27 protein-coding genes are annotated in these 24,724 nt (G+C 49.3%); 9 read left to right on the top strand and 18 right to left on the bottom strand.

All coding sequences use genetic code 11. The features are described 5' to 3' along the window. Positions 1 to 31: 31 nt before the first annotated feature. The 5 genes from KNP93_RS08425 to KNP93_RS08405 form a co-directional block, all read right to left on the bottom strand. A complete protein-coding gene (locus KNP93_RS08425; protein WP_214854477.1) occupies positions 32 to 1,696 on the bottom strand; it encodes a DUF2339 domain-containing protein in 1,665 nt (554 codons plus the stop codon). Between the two features lie 163 nt (positions 1,697 to 1,859). Continuing rightward, entirely contained in the window at positions 1,860 to 2,939 is a 1,080-nt protein-coding gene (locus KNP93_RS08420) for a C39 family peptidase (RefSeq protein ID WP_131503721.1), read from the bottom strand. Between the two features lie 180 nt (positions 2,940 to 3,119). Continuing rightward, positions 3,120 to 4,163: an oxidoreductase gene (locus tag KNP93_RS08415; RefSeq protein ID WP_214854474.1), complete on the bottom strand. Its 1,044-nt coding sequence runs from the start codon at positions 4,161 to 4,163 to the stop codon at positions 3,120 to 3,122. A gap of 73 nt (positions 4,164 to 4,236) precedes the next feature. Beyond that, positions 4,237 to 4,722, bottom strand: coding sequence for a GNAT family N-acetyltransferase (locus KNP93_RS08410; protein WP_131972627.1), 486 nt, complete (start codon positions 4,720 to 4,722; stop codon positions 4,237 to 4,239). A 232-nt stretch (positions 4,723 to 4,954) separates the two neighbouring features. Next, a complete protein-coding gene (locus KNP93_RS08405) occupies positions 4,955 to 5,827 on the bottom strand; it encodes an SDR family NAD(P)-dependent oxidoreductase (protein ID WP_214854472.1) in 873 nt (290 codons plus the stop codon). A gap of 162 nt (positions 5,828 to 5,989) precedes the next feature. Here KNP93_RS08405 and KNP93_RS08400 point away from each other — a divergent pair, with 162 nt between their 5' ends. Beyond that, a complete protein-coding gene (locus KNP93_RS08400) occupies positions 5,990 to 7,453 on the top strand; it encodes a potassium/proton antiporter (RefSeq protein ID WP_214854469.1) in 1,464 nt (487 codons plus the stop codon). 57 nt (positions 7,454 to 7,510) lie between these two features. Here the strand turns inward: KNP93_RS08400 and KNP93_RS08395 are convergent, their stop codons facing one another. Further along, positions 7,511 to 8,713, bottom strand: a complete 1,203-nt coding sequence (locus tag KNP93_RS08395; protein WP_214854466.1) for a hypothetical protein — start codon at positions 8,711 to 8,713, stop codon at positions 7,511 to 7,513. Positions 8,714 to 8,732: 19 nt separating this feature from the next. Beyond that, the gene (locus KNP93_RS08390) at positions 8,733 to 9,326 is read right to left on the bottom strand and encodes a hypothetical protein (RefSeq protein ID WP_131503715.1); all 594 of its coding nucleotides are present in this window, start codon (positions 9,324 to 9,326) and stop codon (positions 8,733 to 8,735) included. 145 nt (positions 9,327 to 9,471) lie between these two features. On the opposite strand from KNP93_RS08390, the gene KNP93_RS08385 reads away from it, so the two are divergent. Beyond that, on the top strand, positions 9,472 to 9,624 hold the full coding sequence (locus tag KNP93_RS08385; protein ID WP_165871614.1) for a hypothetical protein: 153 nt from the start codon (positions 9,472 to 9,474) through the stop codon (positions 9,622 to 9,624). 46 nt (positions 9,625 to 9,670) lie between these two features. Here the strand turns inward: KNP93_RS08385 and KNP93_RS08380 are convergent, their stop codons facing one another. The 4 genes from KNP93_RS08380 to KNP93_RS08365 form a co-directional block, all read right to left on the bottom strand. Beyond that, on the bottom strand, positions 9,671 to 10,459 hold the full coding sequence (locus KNP93_RS08380) for a PP2C family serine/threonine-protein phosphatase (RefSeq protein ID WP_131503714.1): 789 nt from the start codon (positions 10,457 to 10,459) through the stop codon (positions 9,671 to 9,673). Between the two features lie 66 nt (positions 10,460 to 10,525). Continuing rightward, positions 10,526 to 11,449 (bottom strand): alpha/beta hydrolase, encoded by a 924-nt coding sequence (locus KNP93_RS08375; protein ID WP_255508307.1) that lies wholly within the window; start codon positions 11,447 to 11,449, stop codon positions 10,526 to 10,528. 40 nt (positions 11,450 to 11,489) lie between these two features. Then, the gene (locus KNP93_RS08370) at positions 11,490 to 12,944 is read right to left on the bottom strand and encodes a PH domain-containing protein (RefSeq protein ID WP_214854463.1); all 1,455 of its coding nucleotides are present in this window, start codon (positions 12,942 to 12,944) and stop codon (positions 11,490 to 11,492) included. Further along, a complete protein-coding gene (locus tag KNP93_RS08365; RefSeq protein ID WP_251138728.1) occupies positions 12,941 to 13,444 on the bottom strand; it encodes a PH domain-containing protein in 504 nt (167 codons plus the stop codon). Before KNP93_RS08365 ends, KNP93_RS08370 begins: the two co-directional genes overlap by 4 nt. Positions 13,445 to 13,576: 132 nt before the next feature. Between KNP93_RS08365 and KNP93_RS08360 the strand changes: the two genes are divergently transcribed. After that, on the top strand, positions 13,577 to 14,032 hold the full coding sequence (locus KNP93_RS08360; protein WP_114595703.1) for a hypothetical protein: 456 nt from the start codon (positions 13,577 to 13,579) through the stop codon (positions 14,030 to 14,032). 22 nt (positions 14,033 to 14,054) lie between these two features. On the opposite strand, the gene KNP93_RS08355 is transcribed toward KNP93_RS08360, so the two are convergent. Further along, the gene (locus KNP93_RS08355; RefSeq protein WP_214854445.1) at positions 14,055 to 14,489 is read right to left on the bottom strand and encodes a MarR family winged helix-turn-helix transcriptional regulator; all 435 of its coding nucleotides are present in this window, start codon (positions 14,487 to 14,489) and stop codon (positions 14,055 to 14,057) included. A gap of 105 nt (positions 14,490 to 14,594) precedes the next feature. Here KNP93_RS08355 and KNP93_RS08350 point away from each other — a divergent pair, with 105 nt between their 5' ends. After that, positions 14,595 to 15,017: an organic hydroperoxide resistance protein gene (locus KNP93_RS08350; RefSeq protein WP_131503710.1), complete on the top strand. Its 423-nt coding sequence runs from the start codon at positions 14,595 to 14,597 to the stop codon at positions 15,015 to 15,017. A gap of 201 nt (positions 15,018 to 15,218) precedes the next feature. Here the strand turns inward: KNP93_RS08350 and KNP93_RS08345 are convergent, their stop codons facing one another. Continuing rightward, positions 15,219 to 16,358, bottom strand: coding sequence for a Six-bladed beta-propeller, TolB-like protein (locus KNP93_RS08345; protein ID WP_214854442.1), 1,140 nt, complete (start codon positions 16,356 to 16,358; stop codon positions 15,219 to 15,221). Positions 16,359 to 16,491: 133 nt separating this feature from the next. Between KNP93_RS08345 and KNP93_RS08340 the strand changes: the two genes are divergently transcribed. The 3 genes from KNP93_RS08340 (at position 16,492) to KNP93_RS08330 (ending at position 19,059) form a co-directional block, all read left to right on the top strand. Continuing rightward, a complete protein-coding gene (locus KNP93_RS08340) occupies positions 16,492 to 17,571 on the top strand; it encodes a GTP pyrophosphokinase (protein WP_255508309.1) in 1,080 nt (359 codons plus the stop codon). A 63-nt stretch (positions 17,572 to 17,634) separates the two neighbouring features. Next, complete coding sequence (locus tag KNP93_RS08335) at positions 17,635 to 18,078, top strand: MarR family winged helix-turn-helix transcriptional regulator (RefSeq protein WP_026828229.1); 444 nt, start codon at positions 17,635 to 17,637, stop codon at positions 18,076 to 18,078. Positions 18,079 to 18,147: 69 nt separating this feature from the next. Next, a complete protein-coding gene (locus tag KNP93_RS08330; RefSeq protein WP_214854439.1) occupies positions 18,148 to 19,059 on the top strand; it encodes a tetratricopeptide repeat protein in 912 nt (303 codons plus the stop codon). A 93-nt stretch (positions 19,060 to 19,152) separates the two neighbouring features. Here the strand turns inward: KNP93_RS08330 and KNP93_RS08325 are convergent, their stop codons facing one another. Genes KNP93_RS08325 through KNP93_RS08305 form a run of 5 tightly spaced genes read right to left on the bottom strand, consistent with a single transcriptional unit; the run spans position 19,153 to position 23,384 of the window. Beyond that, positions 19,153 to 20,070 carry a phosphotransferase family protein gene (locus tag KNP93_RS08325; RefSeq protein WP_214854436.1) on the bottom strand — a complete coding sequence of 306 codons (918 nt, stop codon included), beginning with the start codon at positions 20,068 to 20,070 and terminating at the stop codon, positions 19,153 to 19,155. Positions 20,071 to 20,129: 59 nt separating this feature from the next. Continuing rightward, positions 20,130 to 20,699, bottom strand: coding sequence for a guanylate kinase (locus KNP93_RS08320; RefSeq protein ID WP_131503706.1), 570 nt, complete (start codon positions 20,697 to 20,699; stop codon positions 20,130 to 20,132). Further along, positions 20,689 to 21,165, bottom strand: a complete 477-nt coding sequence (locus KNP93_RS08315) for a hypothetical protein (protein ID WP_214854433.1) — start codon at positions 21,163 to 21,165, stop codon at positions 20,689 to 20,691. Before KNP93_RS08315 ends, KNP93_RS08320 begins: the two co-directional genes overlap by 11 nt. 12 nt (positions 21,166 to 21,177) lie before the next feature. Then, entirely contained in the window at positions 21,178 to 21,909 is a 732-nt protein-coding gene (locus KNP93_RS08310; RefSeq protein ID WP_214854430.1) for a glycerophosphodiester phosphodiesterase, read from the bottom strand. Then, on the bottom strand, positions 21,906 to 23,384 hold the full coding sequence (locus tag KNP93_RS08305; protein WP_214854427.1) for a carboxypeptidase M32: 1,479 nt from the start codon (positions 23,382 to 23,384) through the stop codon (positions 21,906 to 21,908). The genes KNP93_RS08310 and KNP93_RS08305 overlap by 4 nt, the downstream gene beginning before the upstream one ends. 144 nt (positions 23,385 to 23,528) lie before the next feature. On the opposite strand from KNP93_RS08305, the gene KNP93_RS08300 reads away from it, so the two are divergent. Beyond that, entirely contained in the window at positions 23,529 to 24,149 is a 621-nt protein-coding gene (locus tag KNP93_RS08300; protein WP_214854424.1) for a serine/threonine protein kinase, read from the top strand. Positions 24,150 to 24,285: 136 nt separating this feature from the next. Continuing rightward, positions 24,286 to 24,552: a hypothetical protein gene (locus tag KNP93_RS08295; RefSeq protein ID WP_371819891.1), complete on the top strand. Its 267-nt coding sequence runs from the start codon at positions 24,286 to 24,288 to the stop codon at positions 24,550 to 24,552. Positions 24,553 to 24,724: the final 172 nt, after the last annotated feature.

Genomic DNA, 24,724 nt, shown 5'->3' with positions numbered 1-24,724 from the left:
CACGGTCCGCAGGCAGAAGATTTTAAATGATTCAAGACTCCCGTTTTTTGAAATACGTCCGCGAAATGATAAAGGCGACGATTCCGAAGCCGATGAACACAAACGCTTTTTGAATCAACGACAAGAATGACAAATCAAACAGCAACAGTTTGAAGGCACTGACCGACAGCAACAGCAGACCCGACAGACGCCAAGCCGCCGCTGCACGGATGCGGCCAATCGCTACAAGAACAAACGATAACAGGATGTAGGCGACAGACAACGTCGTACTCCGGTCCGTTTGATCAAGCATAGCGTAAAACGGCAGTTCCATCACGATCAGCGTATAGGTCACGAACACACCGGCCGCTACAAAAAACAGAACGATTTGCCAATACTTTTTCCACATCGCTTCCACGTGTGTCCGGACGAGCAAGACGATGAAGGCTGTCGTCGCGAGCGTCAGACCGAATACGGCGACGGCATACGACCGGTCGTTGAATCGATACGTCTCATACGTTCCAATCGTATACAGGACGAACATCACGTATACGACAATTCCGAAAAAGCGTTGATGCGGCACTTCCTGCCGCTTGATGAACCACAATCCGGCAATCATAAGAGCATAGAGGAGTGAACGGAATTGATCACCGAAACTCAGCGGATCGACCGGAATCTGCGAAATCGCAAACAGGATGGCAACATGTCCGACACCGTTTTGCCACGCCTCCTTCGTTTGATTCGCGACGGCGTAAGCGATGAGTGCAAACAGAACCGCGAGTCCGTAAGCAAACGGCCAGTCGACTACGGACAGGCTAAGCAGAACGAATCCGCCCGCTATCCAGCTCGGGTAATTGTAGGTGATCGGAAGTTTCGTCCCGACGTAAGCGAGACCAAGATAGGCGATGAAGGATGCCCCGAGTAAAGTGATTTCGTCAATCAAGGGACGTGTCTCAAAATTGACGGTGAGACTGCCGAAGATAAGGGCCAGGAAAAAGATCCCGGCAGTAACCGGGTACGCTTTGACCGCCTGCAGACGAAGGATAGCAAACACTAAAGCGGTAAATAACAGGACTTCGTACAGTAAAAATAAGAAGACGTTCGGCTCATCCGTTAACTGGAGAAACGGCAATAAAAAGCCGGTAATCGAGACTAACACGAGTAACGCCGTCGAGCGCATCCACAACATCAATCCGTAAGCGATGGCGAGCACGACGATTTCCAGGAAAAAAGCCAACAACGGCGGATAAAATTGATATAAGGCCATACCGGCAAATAAGGCGGACAAGGAAACGATTGTCCCGGTCGCGACCAGTCCGACGCCGAGATCCCGTCGTTTTTTCTCATACTGGAACTCTCCCAGTGCCATGACGAGTAAGCCGATGACGACTCCACTCCCAATCCGGACGGCTGGACTGATTAGTCCCGCTAACGACGCGTAGGAAAATAGAAAAATTGCTCCGATGGCAGCAAAAATCGCCCCGATTCGCGGCAGCCAGACCGTCGCCAGGACATTTTCCCACTCATCCCGCGTCCGCGCTTGTTTTATGACCGGTGTCCGGGTCTTCTTGACGAAAGCAGGCCGGACGGCAGGTCGCGCGACGGAAGAGACCGGTTCCGGTTGTGATTCTTTCGCCGGCTGACGTTCCAACTGATCGACGCGTGCTTTTAATCGGACGATTTCCTGCTCCAGCTGTTCCAGTCGTTTTTCATCCATTTCTTTACCACTCCTTTCGAGAGAAAGCATTCGAGGTTGTTATTATTTTACACGACTTTTTAATCGATTCCCAATTCTTTAAAATTTCGAACATTCCTCATTCTTTTATCACGTCCGTGCCATGAAAAAACCGATGAAGCGGAAGGCTTCACCGGTCAATCGATTAACGGACGGATAATGCGTACTGTCCTGTCGTATTGTAAACGGACGTAAATTGTGAACGGCTAACCGTGTATTTTCCACGGTATGGATCCGACACAGTAAACGCGCTGCTTGAGACACCTGTCACGAGCATGACGTGGTAGTTGCGGTAGCCGGTAAACGTTTTACCATCCGGCTTGATCCATGAGAAGTAGCCGTACGGATTTTTGAAATCAACGGTTGCCCAGACGATGACCGGGTTGCCGCTACGGATTTCACTTTCGATTTTGCTGACTCCTTGTTTGGAGATATCAACAGCGCCACTCCGGTATTTTTTCGCGAGCGGCAGGATGCCTTTCGGGTAAATGCCCCAGTTTTTATAGTAATCGAGCGTTCCTGCCGGATTACCGGTAAACATTTTTTCGGGATCTGCCCAGTAATACTTGCCGTTTTTATAAGTGGCGTTTGCCATGCTTTTCGGCATTTGGTTATATAAAGAAGAGGCAGAAACTGCTTTCTTTTTATATTCGAGTGCCATTTTCAGTGAAACGAACTCACAGCCTGACGGATATCCGAGTGTGTATTGATTGTAATACGGGACGTTTAATTGTTTCGATGAACTGCTTGGTGCTGTTTTCGTCAAATACTGTGTCGATACATAACGGTAACTGCCATTGTACAAAATACGTGTCCAGCTGCCGGTTGTCCCGTAAGATGCCACCTTTACGCCTTTATTCAATTGCGTGACGGTTTTTGCTGTTAAGCTTGGAGAAGTTCTGACATTCAGCGTGCCAACCGTCGTATAACGTGCACCGGTCGATGTATACTTCGATGTCGTAGAGGTACGGACATAATCTTTGTGTATGTAGCCCGGTTTTGATTTGTACGTGATTTTATACCAACTGCCGGACGTCCCGTTCGAAGTATAGACAGCTCCTTTAGTGATGTTCCCCAGGATTTTACTTGTTGTCGATGGTTTTTCACGAACGCGCAACACATCTGTCGTGACCGTCAACTTCGTGGCTGCTTCTGCAATGAGCGATGGACTGAACACACCGAACAAAACACCTGCCAGAATGATGGACGTAATGATTTTTTTCATGATAAACCCCCTTGTGTCTGTAGTATACACAATTTTTCCCATCTTTTTGAAATTTTAATCAATATTCCATAAGAAAATTCTGAAAAGTTGTGATATCTTTTCCTTTATAACAAAAAATCTCAGCGCTGCATAGGCAGATCGCTGAGATGTAATTATATTGATATCTAAAGATTTTTAATTTCAGAGGTCTAAAATGAAAGGGGACGGCTTTGAAAATCCTTGTTCCATCAGGTGAGCGACCAGTTTCGTATCTTCTTCCGAGACCGGTAACGGTGTACCATGGACGATGCTTTCATAAAAGGCACGATACAGCTTGCCGTAATCTCCGACCGGGCTCGGAATCCGGACATCCTGTAAATGACCATGGTCGTCATGGTACAACAACCGGCCGAAATCATCTTCGGAATCTTCCCCGAATCCTTCTTCTCCCGGGAAGTAGTTGGCTTTAAGATCCAGCTCCTGGCGGTCAACATGCTGCTTGATGAACGTTCCGTTCGTCCCGTGAAGCATCCAGCGCGGCGCTCCCGCCAACGCGATATGACTGGTCCGGACACTGACTTTTAACTCCGGATAGTAAAAGTCGAGGGCAAATGTATCATCCGGATTACCGGCAAGGCGAACCGTCCGGATATCATATCCGACCCGTTCCGGTTTCCCGAATAAAGCAACGATTTGATCAATCGTATGCACACCAAGACCATATAAGGCCCCGTTTTCCGGACGCGCAATCGCCGGGGCAGCATCCGGTCGATAGAGATCGAAGTGCGAGACGACTTCGACGAGGCGTCCGAGCTTACCGGATCGGATGACTTGCTCGATGACTTGGAAGTCACTGTCGAAACGCCGGTTTTGATACGCAAGCAACTTGACGCCTTGCCGGTGCGCTTCTTCGAACAATTGACGGGTTTCCTGCTCCGTCACCGTAAACGGTTTTTCGACCAGCACATGTTTTCCATGTTGTAACGCTTGCAACGCATAGGCGAAGTGCGTCGCCGGCGGGGTATTGATGACGACGACCTGGAGCTCCGGGTCCTTCAACATCAGATCGAGATCTAATGTGAACCGGACATGGGGCAATTTGGATTCGTAAGTTGCCTCTAATTCCGGTTTTGATTTCCGATTATAAATCCAGGTAATATCAAACTGGTCCTCAATCATGACATAGGGCAGATGATAACGGGTCGTACTTTTTCCAAAGCCGATAAAACCAATCTGAAGTCGCATCCGATCACTCCTCGAATAATTCTTTCTCTAACCATACCAAAGCCTGCATCGCTTGTCCTATCTAAATGCCGCTTTATTTTGGCACCGGCATCCCCACATGCTCATATGTCGCAAAACCGTCACGAACACCTCTAGGGACAAAACCGAATGACGTATAATAGGTGTTTAAAAAGTCATTGGATGCCACACAATCAAGTCGTAACGCTTCTTGTTCCGCTTGGGCAACGGCAATCACGTGCTGCAATAAACGTGTTCCGATTCCTAAACCTTTTGCGGATTCACTGACGACGATCCGGTGGATGTAAAGCCCCTCTCTGTCAGACCATAGTGTCTGATCCCATTCGAGCGACGGCAATAACGCAATCGAACCCAGTAAGTCCGGTCCCTGTTCATAAACAAACAGTCTTCCGGCATTCAGGTCGCGCTGCACGAGAGCTTCTAAATCGGTCTCGAGATACGCGGACCATTGGCGGCTTCCCCGTTTCTTAAACAGTTCGGCTTTTTCACGCAACAAGGTCGCAATCCGTTGAACATCGTGTGTAGTAGCTGATCGTATCATCGTGTTCCTCCCGTTTTTTAAAATTTACTTTCATCCTAACGAAAGTAATGCCAGAAGAAAACCGTTTTGCTTCAAGACATCAAAAAATCATCAAATCGCATGACTTTGTAAAATTTTTCATATTTCAAAATTCTATCTCGCCCTATTGTATAGTCAGGAGGTGAACAGACCCCCAGTCTGCACAACACAGGTCTACCGACTTCCCACGAGTCGGTAGACCTTTTTTTATCATTTAGACAAGTCCGGCCCAACGTTTCGACAGGGCACGGGCCTGTTTGCGGTACGCCTCATCTTCAACGACCGGATTACTGAGACGCGGGGCGGAATCTGCATAATATCCCCCATTGTCGAGCACATCGTCCGTCGTCGCGAGGTACAGGGCGGTTTTCGCTCCGTATTCCGGTGTATACAGTTTTCCAGTCCAATATCCGACTTGGGCAATCGGTTTCAGGACGGTCTTCAATACTTTTCCGTATTTCCCCCGGTAGAACAGGTCGGTGTTAACGATCCCCGGGTGGACACTGACGAACGTCGCCCGCGTCCCGTATTCCTCGGCCAACTCCCGCATATGGACCATTTGTAACAGCTTCGATTCCCGGTAAGACTTCATCGGATTATACTGTTCTTTTTTGACATGCGCGATCGCCTCGAGTTCGATATCGGTCCGGATCATGCCGCCTTCTCCTGCTAAGGAGGAGATCGAAATGACGCGGGGATCATGTCCCTGTTCAATCAATGGCAACAACCGTTCAATCAAATAAAAGTGACTGAGGTAGTTGACCTGAAACTGGGACTCAAACCCGTCCTTCGTCACATGGTACGGGGGAACCATGATGCCGGCATTTAAAATCAAGCGATCAATCCGGCCAATCCGGTCAAATAACACATCCGCAAAACGCCGGACGGAATCGAGTTGATCCAACTGTACGACCTCGACTTCCAGATTCTTGTTCGAAACCGCATGTTCCCGTAACAGTTGGATTAATAATGTCGCTTTTTTCTCCGATCGGACGGTCGCGATGACACGGTCACCACGTTCGAGCAATTCTTGAATCGTCACCATTCCCATACCGGAGTTTGCTCCTGTGACTACGCAGATGTTCATATGAGATGCCTCCTCTTTCATTATTCCACAATCCATTATGATACGTGTTTTCCTTTTTTTACGGATTTATACACATCTTCCGGCAAACTATTTTCTGAATCTGCAACGAGGAATGACGTATACTAAAGAAAAGACGTCTTTCATCGAAGGAAGGGATCGCCTATGAACGAAGGGACCGTCCTGTTGCTTGCCGGTATTCTTTTGTTGCTCGCTATCGTCACGACGAAATTTTCTGTCCGTCTGAACGTCCCGACCCTGATTTTATTTGTGTTCGTTGGCATCCTGGCCGGGACGGATGTCTTTGGATTAATTGATTTTGCAGACTTCGAGCAGGCCCGTCTGTTCGGTACGATCGCACTTGTCATCATCTTATTTGACGGCGGCTTGAATACGAAGTGGCGTCATTTCAAAACGGTTCTTCCGGCAGCATTATCGCTTGCAACCGTCGGTGTTTTGGTCACGACCGGACTGATTGCAGCGGTGGCACATTACCTGCTGGATTTCAGCTGGCCGATGGCGTTACTCATCGGCGCGTTGATTGGCTCGACTGATGCGGCGGCGGTCTTTTCATTGCTGAACGGTCGACCGATTGACCAGAAAGTCAAACATACGCTGGAAGCGGAATCGGGAACGAATGATCCGATGGCTGTCTTCTTGACGATTCTGTTCACGGAGTTTGCGTTAAATCCGGAAGCCTTTTCTATCGTACAAGGGATTTTGCTGCTGTTTTACGAGATGGGAATCGGTCTTGTCATAGGGCTGTTTGTCGGCTGGCTGTTGACCTCCTTGATGAACCGGATCCAGTTGCAGTCGTCCGCTTTATATCCGACACTGCTGATCAGTGGAGCGCTCCTTTCCTACGGTGTCGCGACAAGCCTGCATGCGAGCGGCTTCTTAGCCGTTTACGTCACCGGGATTTGGCTCAGTAATCATGATTTGATTTACCGTGATATTCTCGTTCGGTTCAGCGGCAGTCTCTCCCACCTGGCAGAAGTCGGGATGTTCATCATGCTTGGACTGCTTGTGTTCCCAAGGCAACTGCTTGATCCCCAGACATTGTTCGTATCAGGCGTCATCGTCCTGACCTTGATTCTCATCGCCCGTCCGCTCGCCGTTTATTTGTCCTTGTTGCCTTTTCGGTACAATTTCCGCGAACAGAGTGTCATCACAGCGGCCGGTTTGCGTGGCGCCGTCCCGATTATTCTCGCGACCTATCCGTTATCGAGTGGTCTGCCGGATGCCTATCCGTTGTTCAATATCGTTTTTTTCACCGTCATGACGTCGGCGCTTCTGCAAGGAACGGCCTTACCATGGGTCGTCAAGCTGATGAAGCTCGATGCGAAACCGGCAATCGACATCGAACCGTTGATTCAATTCATGACGGTCGCGAATCCGAATGCCGAAATCGTCGAAGTCAGCGTTCCGTCCTTTTGCCGAATTGACGGAAAAACGCTGCAGGAGATTGAGATGCCTCAGGATTTGCTGGTCGTCGCTGTCATCCGGCACGACGCCATCATCACACCACGCGGGCAAACCCGGTTGATCGGAGGCGATCAATTGTTGATCTTGACGCCGAAACAATCGGAGGAACGCATCCGGAAGCTGATTGCGTCACTCGGAATTTAAGACCAAAAAGCGGACACCTGAGGGCGTCCGCTTTTTTGATCTGTTCTTTTCAAACCATCAGCTGCTTCCGGACACATCATCTGCCCGTTTAATCTGGACAACCCCCGGTGGACGATGCGGGAACGTGATAGTCAACCCTGCGAATCGGCAACTGTCATTACTGTTTTGCGCCTGGACGATCCATTCAATCGTTTCCTGTCGTGCCAAGGCATTACGGATCCGATTCTCGACCTGTTGTCTTGAAATTCCCTCACAGGTCACGTCCGTTAAATAGGTTGTCTCATCGGACTCAAATTGTTTCCAAATCCCTAACAGCAGCTGACCGACGGCACTGACAGGTGTTCCGTCCGGTTCGCCCGCCCCGACTGCTTGGTCGAGACGTTCGATTGCTTCCGGTGCCGTGTCACCAATCGCTAAAATCCGCCGTGATCCCTGTTGCATGATCCGGAACCTTTTTTGTCCGTCTTCCAGCCAGAGCCGCTGGGCAAACGGATTGACGGGAATGCCATGGAAAAACGTCACCGTCTCCCGCCAGGCAAAACCGAATGACGGATCGTAAGCTTGGATCGTCGCCATCGCTTGCGCGAGGAACGTTTGAACTTCCTCCTGCTCCGACTGCAGTTGTGTCCGAACATCCTCGAACTGATGGAGCGGGACGGTCAGTGGAATCCGGGTAAACAGTTCGCCTTCCGGGACACGATGCGGTGCGAGGACCGTTCCATCCAAACGGTAATCACTCGCCGGACGTCCCGTCCGTCCGACGAACATTTGCCAATCGTCTTCGACGGCAGCAAAGGCATACGTCTGATGGGCAAAGGACGGAGCGACGAACAGACCGGGAAACGGTTCGAACGTCGCAATCCGGAGCGGTTCGCCCGCATTCCATTCTTCTTCGATGATGCGGACCAGTTGTCCGGTCAATGACAGCGTATCTGTCAGATAACGTCCGGTATTGCTGTAGAACCCTAAGATGAATTCCCGTTCTTCCTCTTCAAAGGTCATCATCGTCATTTGAAATAAGGACTGGACCTGGGCTTCGGCAAACAAATCGTCGATGTCCTCCGGATGGTGCGACTCAATCGCCACCATCTGCCATCCCATCCGTTCATATAAATTGATCGTAATCGGGAAAAATAAGAAAGCACCATGGGTTGCCTCAAGTTTCAGGATATCCTGCATGGCAAGTCGTTCGATTCGTAAATCAAATCCCATCCGTTCCAGATGATCTTGCAAACGTCTTTTCCAGTGCGTGAACTCCATCTTTTTCCCTCCTTCTGCCTTATGCGCGTTTACGAAGCGGATTTTTGGACCAATAGAGATACAGTCCGACTAATCCGCCGATTCCAATCAGATATGCCGGGGTACCGCTGACTTGCATCAGAACGACCGGATTCGGCACGAATTGAATCAGGACTGCTTTATATGTGGCAAACAAGATGAAGCTGACTAAAAATTGGACCCACACCCGCTTTTTGACGTCGCGGATTTTCGGGGACGTGATTAAAATCGACATCGCATCAATCAAAAATAAGGCGATGATGGAAAATAAGATGTAATCCGCGAGGGCGAACTGGAAAATACCATCGATGCCTTCGATGAAAATAAACATCAAAATCGTTGAAATGTAATTCCGCGTCCAACGCTTTTGGGTCTCGACCCGTCGCAATTCCGGAATCTCGGCAATCATTTGATTCAGCCGTTCTTCCGGTGATTGGCCATGGACCGTTTCAAACGGTTTTTGTAAGCGTTGGGCTTCATAAAGATCCGCTTGGAGACGGCGTTCGATATCCGTCCGTTCCGGTTCTTCGACGTTCAGGTTCAAACGTGGTAACAGTGACTCTAAAATACGTGTGTTGGCTTTAGTAAGTTTCAAGCGAGATCCCCCTTTTTCACGTTTAAGTATACCGGTTTAACGGGAAAAAAGAATACTACGAAGATGGCGATTACTTGACGAATCACACATAAATATTCAGAATAGTTAAAAAGGTGACGCAATTTTAGGAAAGGATGGGTAACGAATGTACCAAACTTTAACGAATGCCACACTGATTGCTTTGTTGACAAGCGTCGGGATTGCCTTGCCGTTGACCCATGCAGAAGAAGACACACCGCATGAGCCGATCCCCTTACAAACAAATCAGACGGATGCTGAACCGGCCGCAACCGAATAAAAGCATGACCCCTTTCCCTTACATATGGAAAAGACGGGTCATGCTTTTATTTTGCGTTACCGGGCATCGTTACATTTTCTTCGATTTCGACTGCCCAGGCTAAGATGGTTGTGCTGTCCCGGACACCAAGCCGTTCAATCGTCGTCAGTAATGTCTTGACGCCGACATACGACGTCGTCAGGACTCTTTCCAGCTGTTTCCCGTCTTCGAACGGCGCTCCCGGACATTCAATCAATCCGTCCGTCGTCAACAACAGCTGATTGATCCCCTGTCGCAACTCACGAATTCCCCGGCTGTAGCAGGGAACGGGCAAATCAAACGTATTGACCCGGCCGATCCATTCAAAAAACTGCCGTTCGTTTAATTTGTATTGCAGATGGTTACTTAAATCGGGATGGAACAGATAGGCGAGAACATCGCCGACCGATAACCACCAGACGTATTTTCCCTTGCGGACAAGAAATAGACAGGCGGTCTCACCTCGAACGGTTTGACAGGCGGTCCGAAACGTTTTATTTTCCAACAACGAGACGACATACCGTTCCAGTGAGGAAAACATCGATTCGACCGGTTCGTTCAGAATCCGTTCGATCTCTAAACGGTGCGACGTCAAGTAGCCGGTTAACAAGACGGCACTCTCGGCAGTGTCATGTGCATCGAGCAGCATCGTCCATTCCCAGTCCACCCCGACCCAAACGACACATCCGTCTTCATTTTTGGTCTGTCCGGAACGGCTGCAACCTCCGAATCGTCCCACCGTGATCGGTCCGACGGATTCCATCGAGATGACGTCGACGAACGGTGTTTCATTTCCTACCCAAACTAACTCGGTCATTTCTCTTGTTGCCCCTTTCAGTCCGTCTTTCCGAACACCCGTCAGCCCTTCTCTTTCCACCACAGGTTAAGGTGTCGTGACAAAGGGTTGAACGAATAAGCGAAGACGTTTTTCATAATTCTCAGGATGATCGGAATAGGTACTGCCGTGACCGGCTCCGCGAACCGGATACAATTGTTTGATGCCGGGTTTGGCTTGATACAGTTCATACACCATCCGGGGCGGAACCACCTTGTCCTCCATCCCCTGAATGAATAACGTCGGTACCATGATCCGACTCGTCTGTCGCGTGACCGAGACATCTCCATAGAAGAAGTCTTGCTCGACTTTATTAAAACTACTTGCGACAGCAAGAGATGGTCCGGCCGGATACGGCAGGTTGACTTTCGCAAGTGACTGGAACCAGTCATCCAGTCGGGCATAGGCGCCTTCAGAAATGACGGCCTTCACTTGTTTCGGGACGGTCGGTTCTCCTGCAGCGAGCAGTACCGTCGCCCCGCCAATCCCTACTCCGTGATATACGACTTGCCGGGTTCCGGTCTCTTCCATCAATTGGTTGGTCCAATCAATCAGATCCAACCGATCGAGCCAGCCATAATTCACTGTCCCATCGCTCGCTCCTTGACCACGCCGGTCCGGGACGAACACGTTATAGCCCAGCTGTTCCTGGTAAAAGCGGATCAGTGGTGCCGTCTGTGACGAACCGAAACGAACATCATCGGCAAGGAGTACAACCGTCTTGTCAGAAGAAGTTGTGGCCGGGAGATAACGCCCGATCCGTACTTCATCCGTCGTCGTCAATTGCAGTTGTTCCGTGTCCTGTTGTTTCATCCATGCTTGATCCGCTGTATCGTCCTTCTTCTCGGCAGGCAGGAGGCGGGAACGGTCGGACTGTCCGATTAACGTTTGTTGTATGCGGTATCCGTCATATCCGATCAGACTTCCAATCCCAAGCACAATCAGCAAGAGAACAAACATCCATTTCCGCACTAGTGTTCACTCCCTTTTTCCATCTGTTTCTACTACGAATCTATTCGTCACCGGACAATGGTGTCCCTGCCGGTGGAGTTGGCGGTTTAAGAAAAGTCTGTTGGTACCACGCTAAAACCTCTTCAAACTCCGCCTGTGTAAAGTAACCGGCATGAAACACGCTTGATCCGCGTAATGTAAGTTGAAACTTCAAAATATCTTTCTGTTCGAGAAAACGGGACACGTGGCCGGAGAAGGCTTCGATTTTCAGGCGGGGCGCATAAATCGTTTCCCGGTTGACGAGTTCTTTTCGTAAAATAAACAAATCGTCGTGATGTCCATAGCGGGTATTTTGATAGCCGGACCGGGCAACCGCATAGTACACCGGTAACAGCAGAATGAACGGTAAACCGAAGTAACGAAAAGGTTCCGGTAATCCATACAGCATCGCTCCGTTCAGCAGAACTAGTCCCAGGCTGTAACCGAACAGCGGCCAACGGACAACGTAAAAAAATCCCCGATCAACGGCCCGCTTGTGTGGATGCTGCAATTGAAAACGCGGTAAAAATTCCTTTAAAAAAGCATCGATTTCTCCGGTCCGGATGAACGGATGTAACAGCAACTTCTCTTCTTCGCCGCTTGCCGAGATGATGTGCAGCGAGAGATGGGCCCGCTTCAACCGCCGTTTGATCCAGCTTTCCTCGATGACGAGTGCCTGCACCTTATCCTGATGAAACACAACTTCCGTCCGGTTCAGGAGACCGTAGCCGATCGTCATCCGCTGTTTCTCGAGTGTTGCCCGAAACGATCCGTAGCGGAGGACGAATACTAAAATTGATCCAAGATAGATCAAGAGCAACAGCAGACCGCCGAGGATCAGTAACAAGACCAGTGATAAATGCAACAGCTCATCAAACGCCCGGCTGATGTATTTCTCAATGAACCGGTTGGCGAACTGATAGACGGCTCCGAACCCGACGAGCGCGAGACCCAGTCGGCCTGATAACGCGCCTGCCGTGATTAAATCCATCAAACCGACGGTATAGGTGGCAGCCGGAGCAGTATGTTCAGTTGGTTGCGACACCGTTGTTGCAATCGTCGACTTCAATTGTTTCGCAAACTCGAACCGGACCCCTTTTAATTCGACTTCCGGTTTGCCGCTGTCGGACGAAGTCTCAACGGTCAGTGTCGCTAAACCAAGAATCCGTTCCAGCAGATTCTGATTGATCCCGATCGATTCAATTCGTTGGCGTTGCGTCGTCCGTTCACTTTTTCGAAAGATTCCTTTGTTGACCCGAATCGACTGTTCATCAATCGTAAACGTATAAAAGTACCACGAAATGATGCCGAACACGAGTAAGAGGAAACTGATGACCACGGCGCCGATCATCGTATACTTTCCGAATCCGTCATTCTTTAAATCATTGAACAAAATGACGGCAATCGGGATGACGAGTGACCGGAGCTGCGTCAACGTCGTCATTAAGATGAACAAAGGATGAACCCGTCGTGTCATAACGATTCCTCCTCCTGTTCCTCAAGTTTCGCAAATCGTTCAATCCGTTGTCGAAAGATGACCGCTTGTGTGACATCGAGTCCCGGCAATTCGATTTGACCGGACGCCGTATGAACGTTCATGTTCATCAAGTTCAATCGGCGAAGCAACGGACCGGACGACGTATCGATGATTTGTACTTTGACTAAAGGAGTCACGACATGGCGTAAAATAAAGATACCGAACTCAACGACTAAAAATTCATCATCCACCCGGTATTTAAAATACTTTTGCCGGATCTTCGGGATGTACACAAACTGGAGTAAAAAGAATACGATCCACACCCCGACGAGAATCCACATCCACCAGGGGGATAAATCCAGCCACTTGACCTGAACCACGGTTGCCGTTCCGATCAATAGCAAATAAATGGTATACTTAATGCCGACGTATTGACGTTCGGCGGTCACCGAGGCACGTGGCAAACGTTGCCAGTCCTCGGTCGGTTGATTTGGTTGCATCCAATCGCCTGCCTTTCCTTTTTCCATACGGGAAGAGACTTGCTCAAGTTTCATTGTCATAAACAGACGTTGACATTTCGCTGCGAATCATCGCATATATAAGAGAGTAGAAATGTATTTCAAGGAGGAACCATGCTAACATTTGAAGAAAAATTAAACATCATCGAGACTTTCCCACAACTTGTCCGGAAAGAAGTCTCGCTTAACCGTGTCAATTTTCATTTCCCGGAAAGTCAGTTCGAGAAAAAAATCGTCGTCTATCATCTTCACCCGAACGGCAACGGTTTTGTCTACGCTGCAGGATTACCGGGATATGAAACGGATCGGAAAGGTTTCGTCAACATCCGTGAATTCTCCGAGCCTGCTTTAATTCTCTTATTACAAGATGCAATCAAAGCACTTGAGACGGTCGAGACCGTGGAAACACTGGAAGAAACATGGGTCAACGATAACCAGTTCGAATTGACATTGTTAAATGAAGACCTCGATACGTGGCTGGTATACGCGGGCGACTTGCTTGACGGTGCGTTCAATTCGTATAAAGAAGCAGCGAATTATCTGGAAGAAGAAGGATTCCGCCGCAAATAAATAGTTAAAATGAACGGGACTGTCAATCAGTCCCGTTCATTTTTAGAGTCAACCGGTTTAAGGTCTGTTTGACCAGTTCCAAATCTTCTTCCGATACACCGAGTAACTCCTTTAAGGCCAGCGGAATTTGTTCGGCCTCGTTTCGGAGGGTCTGTCCGTCTGCTGTCAACGTGATTTGAATATGCCGTTCGTCAGTCGGATTTTTGACACGTTCCACTAAGCCCGAAGCTTCTAATTTTTTTAATAAGGGTGTTAACGTCCCTGAATCAAGATGCAACCGTTCGCCGACCGCTTTTAATGATTGTTGGTCCTCCTCCCACAAAACGAGCATGACAAGATATTGGGGATAGGTTAATCCAAGCGGCTCGAGCAAGGGACGGTATCGCTTCGTGATTTCACGGGAAATCGCATAAAACGGAAAACAGAGTTGTTCCTCCAGCAATAAGGGATTCGACATATATATCCTCCTTCAAGCAAAATAGTTGCGTTCTCATATAGATTGTATACAATCTAATTGTAAGCTACTTAAATTAATCAGCCAACCCGAAAGGAAGTTATCATTATGAAACCAATGTTCACATCATCTGCTACAGCTGTCGGAGGCCGTGACGGCCGCGTCGTATCGGAAGACGGTATTTTAGACGTCGCTCTCGCTATGCCTGTACCGGGATCGAAGAAACAAGCGACAAACCCAGAACAATTATTTGCTGCCGGATACTCTGCTTGTTTTGATTCCGCTTTAAATCTGGTTGCCCGTAAGCAAGGAATCAAACATGACGGAAGTGAAGTCACTGCACACGTCACGTTGAATGAAGCAGCAGACGGATTTACACTTTCAGTTGAACTGGACGTTCTTGTCCGTGGTGTTTCAGAAGAACAAGCTGCTGAGCTTGGTAAACTCGCACACAGCGTTTGTCCGTACTCACGTGCAACAGCCGGAAACATCCAAGTCGACATCTTCACACGGACGACTGATTCAGAATAAGCATACCACTCCTCCTCTGGATTAGCGTATTTCGCTGAACCGGAGGAGTTTTTTGTTGTTTTTTTTAAAGGGGCAATGTAGACTTTACTCTTTTCTTTGAATTTTTTTATATGATAATTATGGTACATGAAATAAATTATCCTTCAGTTTAAAAATCACACTGCCTTCTTCACAGTGTGATTCGACGATTTGTTCGATTATTTATTTTAATTGGTTGACGGACAGAATGACCAATTCCCCGGATACAATCATATAGTAGGCATCCTCGAACCGGTGACGAACCGCCTGTTCACCGTCGTATACCGTCACCATCGGCTCCGCGTCCGTGCCGATCGATTCATGCAGGTAGAACCGGTCACGTAACACCCGCTCAAACGGATCTCGGTCCAGATAACGGGCACCCGTCCGCAGATTCATCACTTCATGATGATTATTCGATCGGTCATTCACGATGAAAATCGTCGACTCGACATCGTCATACGTGAAGTCCAGCGGTTCGAAATCACTCCATCGGATTCGTTCCCGTTCCGTGATTGCCGATGGTTCCTTGATTTCATAAAAAACTTCTTCATTCAGACGTTCCGTATAGGCACTAAAGACGAGGTGTCCGTCCTGCTCCCCCAGATATTGAACGGTATCCCCTTCCCCGTCCAACCGTAACAAGGTCCGAAATGACAGATGTTCTACACCTTGTTCGATTTCAGCAACAATCGTCGATAGCGGGGCAATCAGTAAACTTTCCGAATGATCAATCGGATCTTCGGGTGAGATGACGCCACTTTCCAGGGCATCGTAAAAGGAAAATTCATCGAGCCGGGCATTGCAGACGATATGATCGATATCCGCCAACGTGACGAGGAAAAAGTACAGTTCGCGGTAGTTTTCCGTGATGCCGTACAATCGTTCATCCTTAATCGGATGCTCGCGGGTCGTCTCGACATCATATAAAAAGGCTGTCGTCGTTCCATCGACATGCAACAACACCATATACCGTTCATTCAACACCCAGTAGAGGGTCAAATCGCCTCCTAGACGCCACGTGGCGAGGTGCTCGCTTTTTCCGGAATGCAGGTCGATGGAAAGGAGTTGTGTTTCTCCGCCGTCTTCCCGGTCCTGTTCATTCAGACAATAGACTTTCCCCTTTTTGACGAATGGTCGTGTCGGTCCGTGGTCTTGCAATACATCAGGCGTCAGATCACTCTGTTCTTGATCCTCTAAATCAAACCGGCTGATATGAAATTGACTGCTGTTGAGTCGGCGTCGGAAATAAACCGATGATGGTGTGACATGTAAGATATCAGAATGATCAGCTGGTAACGCCCGCGCGTCCAAAATATCCATTCTAGCACCCCTCCCAGATGTTCTACTCTTTCTTTCCCACGAAGCGGGCTCCTTGAAACAGGGTCCTGCCGTGCGTCCGTCGAAAACGAATGCTACAATAAAACAAGAAGAATTGATGAGGAAGGTGAATTCCGTGCAATCGCAGGACTTAAACACGATGATGCTCGAATATGTCAATGACAAGGAAGACTATGATGCCTTTGCCGATAAATTAAAAGTTTTATTATCGGAATTGCTCGATGCAGCCGGCATCAAATACCATTCGATCGTCGCCCGGACGAAAGAGTCCGACAGTCTGTACCAAAAAGTGTTACGGCAACCGAATAAATACCAATCGCTTCGCGATGTCCACGATTTGACGGGGATTCGGATCGTGACGTATTTTCACGATGATGTCCGGGAAGCTGCCCGGATCATCGAAAATGAATTTTCAATTGACCGGGATCAATCCGTCGACAAATCCACTTTGCTCGACACGACCGAGTTCGGTTATCTGTCAGTTCACTTCGTCGCTGCGTTGAATGAACAGCGGCTCGCCCTCAGCGAATACGGTCGTTTTAAGGAACATACCGCTGAAATCCAGATTCGTTCGATTCTGCAGCACGCCTGGGCCGAAATCGAACACGATTTAGGATACAAAAATCCGAACAGCGTACCAGCTGAAGTCCGCCGCAGTTTCAGCCGTGTCGCCGGACTCCTTGAAATCGCCGATCAGGAATTCGTCAACATCAAAAAACAGTTAAAACAATTTGAAGACGAGACGGTCCAACAAATTTTATCGGATCCTCATAAGGTTCGGATCACGTCGGACAACTTAAACTATTTCATTGATCACTCCGCCGTCATCAACGATCTCGACAAACAACTGGTCACGTCCCAGATGATGCTTGATTCCGATCAACAGTTGATCAATGAATTAATCCGGATGTTCCATTACGTCGATATCCGCAATTACGGTGAATTGATCGAAGCCGTCTCCGTCCATAGTCCGCTCGCCTTGAAATGTGCCCAGGTCATGCCAAACCCGTTCCTGCCCCGCCAAGGGATCGGCATCGCCTATATCTGTATGGCCGTAACGATTGCCGGGAACGATCCGCACCGGATTGACTATTTCTTCCGCCGGTTCTACCCGGAACTCCGAAATGTCGAGGACATTATCAAACAGGTCCAACCTTTAACTAAACAGATGATTCAAGAGAAAAATATTGATTAAACTAAAATTTTTCACTATACTAAATCTCGGAAGAAGAAACTACGGAACAGAAAGAGTGAAACTATGGCAACTACATTAGAAGTGGCAAACCGCGATCAGTTGATCGTCGATACAGAAAAAGGCTTACGCATGAACTACCGCGCCATCAAAAAAGATGTCCGGAGTATGTTCACGACTTACTTGACGCGAAACGAATTTTTTATCCTGAAGTCGCTTTGCACAAGCAGTCCTCAAATCGCATCGGCTTTATCCAACGAATTTCAGTTTTCAGCGAGTATGATTACGGCACTGGCCGATGAGTTGACGAAAAAAGGTTTGATTTCACGCGAGCGGAGCGAACTGGATCGTCGTGTCGTTGAACTCCGGGCAACAGAAGAAGGCATCGAATTATACGGGAAGCTCGAAGCGATGAAGATGGAATACCTGTCTGACGTCTTCGCTGACTTTTCGGATGCTGAACTGGATACGTTCCGGACACTCTTGACGAAACTCGAACAACAAAATTAATCTCGTTCCCTTCAGCCCCATTGGTTGAAGGGTTTTTGTATCAATTCCACATGCGAGGAGTGATTTCAGATGACAGCTTCCATGACGCTTGAGACCACACGGTTACGGATTCAAGGCGCCGTTAATCCATCCAGGCGAGACGAATATAGATTTGAGTTGTTTCGTGCAGACGACGAAACACTGCTCGGAACGATTATCGTCTCAGCCCTTCATCGTCCGGACATCCGGACGGCACACGTCCACTGCCAGATCAATCCGCTGTTTTTACGACAGGGCTATGCCACAGAAGCCCTTCCTGCCGTGCTGGCGTTTGTCTTCACGAGACTTGATTTCCAACAGATTGAAACTTCAATCCATCCGGACAACGAACCGGCGCTCGCTGTCGCTTTTCGGCTCGGTCTGCAGTTTCGCTACAGCGTATTACCGGATGAACAGCCGCGTCATCCCCTGACCTTCGTCTATCATCAATCAGACCGCATATCTTCTGAGGTTCATTTCGACTTTTCTGCCGTTTCACGTCTCCGTCAAGTGAAACAGTATCACGCAGCGAAAGCCTTGGTCGCTTCTTATCTGCACCAAAAACCGGATGATCCGGTGGTCCATTACCAGATGGCGTGGTGTCACGACAATCTGGGGGAAGAAGCAGCGGCTGTTCCTTATTATGTCACCGCTATCGAACTGGGTCTGGCTGCACCCGATTTGCAGGAAGCGTATGTCGGGCTCGGTAGTACATACCGCGCCCTCGGACGATACGACGAGGCGTATCAGACCCTATCGGAAGGACTCATTCACTTCCCGAATCATGCCGCCTTACAGACCTTTTTCGCATTAACGTTACATAATCTCGACCGGTCATCGGAAGCGATCGAACGGTTGATCGAAACGCTTGTTGATACGACGGAGAATCCCGAAATCCTCGCATATGCCAATGCCCTGCGTTTTTACGCATCCCGTGTCGACGAGACATGGGACAGCGAATAAACTGTACGGTAAAAAAATCCGTCTCTTGGACCGAACAACTCGGTGCAGGAGACGGATTTTTTTAGAAAGACCGGTACCATACGAGGACACCGGTCAAGGCCGGCTGAACGTTTCATACCACTCCGGAATCACACGCTCAAATCGCTGATGGTCGGATAAGACATGTTCCAGCCGCCCACGCATCTGCTCCATCTCTTCCGGTGCATGACGGCTCGTCCAGACGATGGATGAAAAACAGGCCATCGCCAGATAGACGCTGTATACATTCCAAAACTGTTTCGGAACATCTCCCTCAAAATAACCGTTGACTTGACCGACGGCAAACGGAATGCTGTTTTCGACCTGAAACAATCCCATTTTGACGAAATCATGCCACGGATCGCCACTATCGTGATTCGAAAAATCAATGATTCCCACGAGATGCTCCCCGTCCGTAATCAGATTGGCCAGATGAACATCGTCGTGTTGCAAACGATTCGGCCGATCTGCAATCCATCCGATGTTTTGTTCGATGAAGGACAAAATTGCTTGATCGCCGGTCAACGGTAACGCTTCCTGTTGATACAGCGCGACGTACCGGTTGTGTTTCGCCCGACATCGGACCGCCCACTTCGTTGCCAGCGGTCCTTCATAACGATGAATTTGGTTCAACAACCGTCCTGTCTCTTGACCGAGTCGATACTCGCCGGCTCGACCAAGCGGTACACAATCCTGGATCGTCGAACCGGTCAGGAAACGGTAACGGCTGTAACAGACAGATCCTTCCGGAAGCTGATTCAGGTCGAGTGGTTCCGGGACCGGCAGTCCGTCTTGTTTCAGTTGCCGTAAAATCTCAAACTCCCGTTCTTTCTGTCGAAATGATGTGAGCGGAGCCGTATGGAGAATTGATAGTCCGCTTTCGTCACGGGCTGTATATTTCGGTGAAGCGGAGTAGCGCGTTGGCAGACGGGTCCAGCCGGTCAGATGCCGGAGTTCCGGTTGCTGTTGCAATAGCTGAACGAGTACATCCATCGCAGGTTCTCCTTTCTTCCAGGCAGGCATCAAAAAACAGCAGGGAATCTTCCCTGCTGTTATGATTCGGACGGTTGTCCGGGAATATAAGCGGAAATGATTCCTAACAGATCGGCATAGGCTTGTTCAAAATCGATGTTTTCAATCATGTAATCATAATGATCCCGTTCTTTCCAGGCATCAGCATAATCGACGAGCCGTGCTTCAAATTCCGGGGTATCCCCCCGCATCAGCAACCGCTCCTTCATCAAATCCGGCGGAACGGAGACGAAAATCGTGATGACGTGGTCGGCATACAACGTCTTGAACGCTGTTGCCCCTTTCGGATCAATATCCTTGATGACGATTCCATCCGTCGCCAAAATTTCTTCATACGCCTTTCGTGGTGTACCGTACCATGCCCGGTGTACATGGGCATACTCAATGAATCCGTTCTCCTGGATCAATTGTTGGAACGTCTTGACGTCAACGAAATGATAACTTTCTCCGTCATGTTCCGTCGGACGTTTCGGTCGTGTCGTCACAGACGGAATAAAGCGGACCCGTTCATATTCCTGACGTAAGCGTTTGATCAAGGAAGATTTCCCGCTGCCCGATCCACCAATCAACAGAATGATTTTACCTGACATCGTCATCCTCCTTTTGTTGTTGTACTGTCATGAAATAGCTCGAAAAGCGAAGCGCAAATTGTTCCAGTTCACTATCTTCGATCACCCCGTAAATCGTGCGGATGACGACGAGGTACCGGTCATACGTTAAAATCCGGGACACGTCATTTCGGGTCATCTGAACATTTTTTTCAGGATAACTCGCAACGTAATACCAATCGACGGCGATACGCGTCGGTGTCGGACTGGAATAAATCCAGGTTTGGCTCGCACGAGTGTGCTCGAGCGTGCTGGTACGAGCAAACCGTTGTACCATCTTTAATTCGGTTTTGGCGTCGCGGAGTCCTGCCTGAAAATCATCCGGTCGCGTCACCGATTCCTCGACCTGTTTCGGTTTTGGTGCCGGCAGACTGGCAAAACCAATCTGCAGACCGATGACGAGTGCGACCAATGACGCTAAAATGATGAACAGATGCTCCTTCCGCATGACGCTACCTCCTTATGGGATGGATAGACTTTTCTGAAATGCTTGTGGATCATTGACGATGACGGCGTCAATCCCGATCTCCATCATCCGTCTGACATCAGCAGCCGTTTTCGGCGTATAGACCCGGACCTCAATCCCGGCTTGATGGGCAAGGATGACATCTTCTCGCGTCACCCGGCGGTAATCCGGATGGATCGCCTTTGCCCCGAGCAGGATGGCTTGCTGCTCCGGGTGGTACAACGGATACGGATAGAGAATCGCTGTCTCGATCGTCGGATCAAGTTCCCGGACGGTCGCGACCGAATAATGATTAAACGAACTGAAAATCAGGCGGTCATTCGCAATACCGTGGGCACGACACCGTTCGAGTGTGTATGCTTCGATCCCGGGATACCGGATCGTATCCGTCTTCAGCTCGATGTTGAGCAACAGCTTTGTCGGCGCAAGCAGGGTCAGTACTTCATCAAGCGTCGGAATCGTCGTTTGAACCGGTCCGCCGTCTCCTTTGAACCGGGCTCCGGCGTTGAGCTGTTTCAGTTCAGCGAGCGTCAAATCGACGACCCGCCCCGTTCCGTCCGTCGTCCGGTTCACCGTCTCGTCATGAATGATGACTCCGACTCCGTCACGTGAAAAGTGAACATCGAATTCAATGCCGTCGACGTACGGAATTGCCGCTTCGATTGCTTCGAGTGTATTTTCCGGAAACCGGTCACTCGCTCCGCGATGGGCGAACCAGCGCATCATAGTGCTTCGACGACCCGTGTATATTTCGCCGTCAAGTAGTTGATCAACGGCTGGACGGAAATCGATTGTCCGGTTGCCGCCTGAATCAGTTCCGCCGGGGTCTTCGCTTTTCCGTGCCGGTGAATGTTGACGTTCAACCATTCCTTGATGGGTGCCAGTGTTCCGTCGGCAATCAGTTGATCAACATCATTGACGTCACGGCGTAACGCTTCGTTGAGCTGAGCACTGTAGACGAGACCAAGCGCGTAACTCGGGAAGTAGCCGAACGATCCGCCGGACCAGTGGACATCCTGCAGAACACCTTTTGCGTTCGTCGGGACATCAACCCCGAGGTATTCCTTGTACAGACGGTTCCATTCCGCCGGCAGGTCTTTGACTTCGAGTTCGCCCGTAATCAGGCGTTTTTCGAGCTCGTAGCGAATGATGATATGCAAAGCATACGTCAATTCGTCCGCTTCGATCCGGATCAGCGACGGTTTGACTTCGTTGACCGCGGCATAAAACGTCTCAAACGGGACATCCGTCAATGAAGGAATCGCTCGTTGCAGACCGGCATAGCGGGCAGACAGGAATCCTTGATTCCGACCAATGAAATTCTCAAAGAACAACGACTGTGATTCATGGATTCCCATCGAAGCCCCGTCCCCGAGTCCGAGCGTATCGAGATTCGGATCGATGCCTTGTTCATATGTTGCGTGTCCGGCTTCATGCATCGTTCCGAAAACCGAATTGCGGTAATCATTTTCATCGTACTTCGTCGTGACGCGGGCATCTTTCCGGTTGATCGTCGTCTGGAACGGATGGACGGTCTCATCGAGTCGCCCCGCCGTGAAGTCATAACCGATATCCTGCAGCCACTCGTGATTCAATCGAATCTGTGTCTCGCGGTCGGCTGACCAGTCGAGTGACGGGAATGTTTTTCCGTCGAGTTGTTGCAGGAGCGTGATGATCGCCTGGCGCAGTTCAGCGAATAACGGATCAAGTTCCGCAACGGTCATGCCCGGTTCATAGTCATGGAGCAACGCATCGTACGGATGGTTGTCATACCCCCAGTACTCGACGAACTTCCGTTCCATCGCGACAATCTTTTCCAGGTAAGGTGCAAACAAGTCCCAATCATCTGCGTCCTTCGCTTTCTCCCAGACACTTTCCGCTTCCGAAATTAACGTGATGAACGTCTGGTATTCCGCTTCCGGAATCTTCGAGTCCCGGTCGTACGCTTGTTTTGCTTTGACGTAGGAAACGGCTTCGACGCCTGTCAACGTCTCTTGCCCCATCGCTTCAAGCAACGTTTGATACGCTGTTCCCGTCCGGCGGCGGAAACTTTCCGTCGATAAGAAGCCGATTGATTTCGAACGGTTGTCGGCGGATTGTTCCGGCATGTATGTCCGCATGTCCCAGTAAAGTAACGCGACGGCTTCATCGTATGCACGAAGCGCTTCAAAATGGTCACGCCATTGTTGTAAAGTAGTCATCAAAATGCCCCCTTGAGCTAAGTAGTATCCGTACATTTTCAGCATATCACAAAATGTTCAAAACTTTCACACAGGAGCCGTTTTATGAAACCATCCGCGGGCAAACGTCGTATAATATAAAAGAAGAGAAAGGAAGTGGCATGTGTGAAGACAGATTCCGAACTGGCTTGTGCCATCCATCTGACGGAGACGCCGGAGGGATTTACGGTAACGTCGTATCCGGACGAACTGGAATGGATTGGAACAGGCCGCAGTGCTTTTGTATTTCGCATCACCGGAACCGACCGGGTGATTAAAAATTTTTTCCCGTCGCACCGTCATCTGGCAGCAATTGAAGGATCGATTTACGAACAATTGGATTCGTTTGCGACGTACGCCAAACAGTATGAGTATGGTTCGGACTACCTCGTCATCGAATACATCGAAGGACAGACGTTGTTCGAATGTTTGATCAGCGGGACACTCATCACGGACGATGTCATCCAGACCGTCGATCAGGCTTTAGCAGAAGCCCGCTCGGTCGGCTTGAACCCATCCGACATTCACTTACGAAACATCCTGCTGACGCCGACCGGTACGCGAATCATTGATGTCGCCCGGTTCCGGCAGACGGATCCGTGTACGCAGTGGGATGACTTAAAACGGGCCTATCAGTATTTTTATGCGAAACCGTACTTCCCGAAACGTTTTTCCGAATCCTTCCTGAACACGATCGCGGACGTCTACAAGGGACGTTTGTTTGAGTCGATGCGAAAGACAGGGTAAACCAAAACGACCGACAATCCAGTGGCTGTCGGTCGTTGTTTTACATAAAACTTCAATATTTTAACTGAAATGGAGTGATTTTCAAATGAAGCGTTAGCAAAAAATCGGGCTGTGGATTGGTGGATTCGTCCTCACCTTGTTAATCGTCTTCCCTCTGCTGTCGCCGGTCGTCTTTTCAAATGAGACCGAAAGCGGCGCCACCCGCCATTATTTGTATGAACAGGGTCATCCGTATCAGAGTTACACCGCCATCCTCGACAAACGAATGATCGATCCGGACTACGGTCGCATGTATGATGTCGTGTGGTACGACTATGACAGCGAAACCGGCATGACCCCGACGATCTGTTACAGCAAAAAAACAGTACAACAGTATAGCGTCAGTTGCGGAACGGGTCCTTGACGGATCCGTTTTTTGAACATTTTTCTTTTTTTACCTGTTATGACAGCTGAAGGTTTGGAAGGAGTAGCATCGCCCGTGACTGTATGAAATCATTTTATACACGAATTACGGGAAGTGAAATAAAATTAACGAACCCGTTTCGTCCGGCAGAGGCTTGCAAGTAACGTCAAGA

Origin of the sequence: Exiguobacterium sp. s166 (genome assembly GCF_018618855.1) — a bacterium.
Lineage (GTDB): Bacteria > Bacillota > Bacilli > Exiguobacteriales > Exiguobacteriaceae > Exiguobacterium_A.
Note: the sequence above shows the minus strand (reverse complement) of the source record. Positions and strands in the feature narration are given on the sequence as shown.